Origin of the sequence: Streptomyces sp. NPDC086077 (assembly GCF_040686175.1) — a bacterium.
In the GTDB taxonomy this organism is placed as follows: domain Bacteria; phylum Actinomycetota; class Actinomycetes; order Streptomycetales; family Streptomycetaceae; genus Streptomyces.
The window spans coordinates 1-4,252 of the sequence record NZ_JBFBJT010000278.1 but is presented as its reverse complement, the minus strand read 5'-3'; the positions used below and the strand labels follow the sequence as shown (position 1 = coordinate 4,252).

Genomic DNA, 4,252 nt, shown 5'->3' with positions numbered 1-4,252 from the left:
ACCGGGCGGCCCTTCCCCCAGCCGGGGGAAGGGCCGCCCGGTCCGCGTTCGCGGCTCTTCGTGCGGCCTCGCGGGCCACCTGTCACGTCAGGCCGTCTCCTCGCCCAGCGGGTGGGGGTTGGGGTCGATGCGCTTCGACCTGGGCCGACCCGGTTGGGACAGGAACAGTGCGATGAACGCGGCGAACAGCGAGATCGAGCCGGCCAGCGTGAACGCCCCGGTGTGGCCCCAGTTGCCCACCACGACGGCACCCATGCCGGATCCGAGCAGGCCGGACACCAGCTTGGAGCTGTAGACCAGGCCGTAGTTGGACGCGTTGTTGTTCTCGCCGAAGTAGTCCGCCGTCATCGCCGCGAACATCGGGAAGATGGCGCCTCCGCCGAACCCGGAGATGCTGGAGAAGAGCAGGAACAGCGGGAGGTTCTCGATGTTGGCGGACCACAGGATGCCGTACTGGGAAAGGCCGAGGACGATGCAGACGAAGATCAGGCATCGCTTGCGCCCGTAACGGTCCGACAACCAGCCGATCACACCGCGCCCGGTGCCGTTGACGATGGCCTTGAGTGACATGGCCGTCGCGACTATTCCGCCGGCGAAACCGGCCTCCTTGCCTATGTCGACCTGGAAGGCGATGCCGAAGATGTTCACGCCCGACGTGCACATCAGGCAGAACCACATCAGCGCGACCCGCCCGGTCTTCCAGGCCTCCTTCGGGGTGTACTGCTTGACCGCCGGCGGGTTCATCGCCAGTGCGCGCCGGGCGCGGTGGTCGTCCGGCACCCGCAGCGGGTCGACCTCCTCGGGCCACCAGTTCTTCGGCGGGTCCTTGAAGAAGTAGCCGGACACGGCCACCACCCCGGCCAGGAAGACACCGACCCCGACAAGCACCCAGCGGAAGTTCGTCAGATCCATGTAGCCGGTGAAGAGGAAGACGAACGGCACGGAACCGTAGGCGAATCCGCCGTTGACGAAGCCGGTCTTGCCTCCCTTGCGTTCCGGGTACCACTTGCCGACCATGTTCACGCAGGTCGCGTAGACCATGCCGGCGCCCATACCGCTGAACATGCCGAACCCTATGTACGCGACGATCACATGCGGCGCGTACGCGAGGGACAGATATCCGAGCAGTGTGCCGAGTGCGCCGAGCATCATCGCCCAGCGGGCGGGCAGCTTGCCGCTTTCCCTGAGCTTTCCGGCGGGGAAGGCCACCGCCGCCTGGAAGAACACCCAGACACCGAGCATCCAGAAGATGTGCGCACTGTTCCAACTGTGTGCGATGTGCAGGGTGTCCTCGGCCGACGCGAACGCGTACTCGGCCGAGCTGATGCCCATCATGCCGATCCACGGCAGGATGACCATCCACTTGCGCTTGCGGCCCATGATGTCGATGTCGGTCTCACCGAGGCGGTACACACGCCCGTTGGCGTCGGTCACCTCTCGGTAGGCCACCGATGTTGGCAGATCGGTCGTTGTCATGTCGTTTTGCACCCCTTGCGTCGAAAGATCTGGCCAGCGCCCCCTGTCCAATGCCTTTCGTGCGCGCACGGGTTCCGGGGCCGGCCGACGCGCACCGTCGGCCGGCTCCCCCCTCGCTCACCTCATGAGCCGCCCCCCAACAGCCCTGCCGCCCGTGCCCACCGGTACTTCGCACCGAGCACGGCCACCGGCCGCTCCGTCGTGTAGGGGTACGCCACGACCCCTCGCTCGTAGAGGTACTGGCACGCCTCCTCGACCTCGACGTCGCCCGCGAGCGACGCCACCACCGGCTTCTCGATCCCGCGCTCCCGGAACTCGGCCACCACGCGCGCGGTGAGCTCGGCGAAGACCATGGGAGGGGTCACGATGGTGTGCCAGTAGCCGAGGACGAGCGCATGGATGCGCGGGTCCTCCAGGCCGAGCCGGATGGTCGCCTCGTACGTCGACGGCGGCTCGCCCCCGGTGATGTCCACCGGGTTGCCCGCGGCCCCGAAGGGCGGGATGAACTCGCGGAACGCCTCGTCCAGGTCCGGCGGGATCTCCATCAGGGACAGGCCGTTGTCGGTGACGGCGTCGGAGAGCAGTACGCCGCTGCCGCCGGCCCCCGTGATGATCACGACGTTGTCGCCCTGGGGGGCGGGCAGCACCGGCAACGCGCGCGCGTACTCCAGCATGTCGTTCAGGCCGGGCGCCCGGATGACACCCGCCTGCCTGAGGATGTCGTCGTACACCGCGTCGTCGCCCGCGAGGGCGCCGGTGTGCGAGCCCGCGGCCTTCGCGCCGGCCGCCGTACGGCCCGCCTTCAGGACCACCACCGGCTTCTTCGGCACGGTCTCCCGCGCGGCCTCCACGAAGGCCCGGCCGTCCTTGAGGTCCTCCAGGTGCATGGCGATGCACTCGGTGTGCGGGTCCTCACCGAACCAGGTCAGCAGGTCGTCCTCGTCCAGGTCCGACTTGTTGCCGAGGCCCACGATCGCGGACACGCCCGTCTTGGTGGTGCGGGCGAAGCCCAGGATGGCCATGCCGATGCCGCCCGACTGCGAGGTCAGCGCGACGCCGCCCTTCACGTCGTACGGCGTGCAGAACGTGGCGCACAGGTCCTGCCAGGTGGAGTAGTAGCCGTAGATGTTCGGGCCGAGCAACCGGGTGCCGTGCCGCTCGCCGATCTCCACGATCTCGGCCTGTAGCTCGTGTTCACCGGTCTCCGCGAACCCGGAGGGGATGAGGACGGCGTTGGGTATCCCCTTGCGTCCCACCTCCTCCAGCGCCGCGGCCACGAACTTGGCGGGAATGGCGAACACGGCCACATCCACCTCACCGGGAACGTCCGTGACACTCTTGTACGCCTTGCGGCCCAGAATGTCATCGGCCTTGGGGTTCACCGGGTGGATCTCCCCGGAGAAGCCGCCGTCGATGAGGTTGCGCATCACCGAATTGCCGATCTTGCCCTGCTCGTTCGAGGCACCGATCACGGCGACCGTGCGCGGCTGCATCAGCCGGCGCATGGACGTGAGGATCTCCTCGCGCGAGTAGCGGCGGCGCTGCTTCACCGGTGCCTCGGAGAGGATCACCCGGATGTCCGCGGCGACCGCGCCCTGCGGCGTGGCGATCACCGGGTTGAGGTCGACCTCGGCGATCTCCGGGAAGTCCGTGACGAGTTGGGAGACCCGGCGGATCTGCTCGGCGACCGCCCACCGGTCCACCCCCGCGGCGCCGCGGACCCCGCGCAGGATCTCCGCGGACCGGATCGAGTCCAGCATGGACAGCGCCTCGTCGGCGTCCACCGGCGCGAGCCGGAAGGTGACGTCCTTGAGGACCTCGACCAGCACGCCGCCGAGCCCGAAGGCCACGACCTTCCCGAACGTCGGATCGGTCACCGCGCCGACGATGACCTCCTGCCCCTTGGGGAGCAGCTCCTGCACCTGCACACCCTCGATGCGGGCGTTCGCGTCGTAGGCGCGGGCGTTGTCGACGATCGTGTGGAACGCGGCCCGCACGTCAGCGGCGCCCTCGACCCCGACGACCACCCCGCCGGCGTCGGTCTTGTGCAGGATGTCCGGCGAGACGATCTTCATCACGACGGGCCCGGCGAACCGCGCCGCGTAGGCCACGGCCTCGTCGACGTCGGTCGCCAGCTCCTCACCGGGTACGGCGATCCCGTACGCGTCCGCGAGCACCTTGCCCTCGGGGGCGGTCAGCGCCGTGCGCCCCGCTGCCCGGACGGTGTCGAGGAGGGTGCGCACCCTCAGCACCCGGTCTTCGGCCATCACGTCAGATCACTCCGTTCGACTTGAGCAGGAGCAGCTCCTCGTCGCCGAGGCCGAGCTCGCCGACGTAGACCTCGGCGTTGTGCTCGCCCAGCAGCGGCGAACTGGTCACTTCCACAGGGGAGTCGGACAGCTTCAGCGGACTGCCGACGGTCATGAACTCGCCGCGCTTGGGGTGCGGCACCCGGACGACCATCTCGTTCGCCGCCAGCGAGGCGTCCTCGATGATCTCCTTGGTGGACAGGATCGGCCCGCACGGGATGTTGTGGGCGTTCAGCCGCTCCAGTACCTCCCACTTGGGCAGGGTCGAGGACCACTCCTCGATCAGCTGGAACATCTTGTTGAGCTTGGGCAGCCGGGCCTCCGGCGTCGACCACTCCGGGTCGTCGGCCAGTTCGGGCCGGCCGATGAGCTCGCTGATCGGCTGCCAGCCGACGGGCTGCACGATGACGTACACGTAGTCGTTCGGGCCGCCCGGCGCGCACTTGACCGCCCAACCGGGCTGGCCT

General features: G+C 68.7%; 3 protein-coding genes. All 3 read right to left on the bottom strand.

Annotation, left to right across the window (positions count from 1 at the left end; genetic code table 11):
- Window positions 1–87: 87 nt before the first annotated feature.
- Entirely contained in the window at window positions 88–1,476 is a 1,389-nt protein-coding gene (locus AB0O67_RS36755; RefSeq protein WP_365460276.1) for an OFA family MFS transporter, read from the bottom strand.
- 122 nt (window positions 1,477–1,598) lie between these two features.
- Window positions 1,599–3,743 (bottom strand): acetate--CoA ligase family protein, encoded by a 2,145-nt coding sequence (locus AB0O67_RS36750; RefSeq protein WP_365460279.1) that lies wholly within the window; start codon window positions 3,741–3,743, stop codon window positions 1,599–1,601.
- 4 nt (window positions 3,744–3,747) lie between these two features.
- On the bottom strand, window positions 3,748–4,252 hold a 505-nt coding region (locus AB0O67_RS36745; RefSeq protein ID WP_365460273.1), incomplete at its 5' end, for a CoA transferase.

Excerpts from the sequence above, each read along its gene's own strand:
- AB0O67_RS36755 (WP_365460276.1), bottom strand. The coding sequence starts at position 1,476 with ATGACAACGACCGATCTGCCAACATCGGTGGCCTACCGAGAGGTGACC.
- AB0O67_RS36750 (WP_365460279.1), bottom strand. The coding sequence starts at position 3,743 with ATGGCCGAAGACCGGGTGCTGAGGGTGCGCACCCTCCTCGACACCGTC.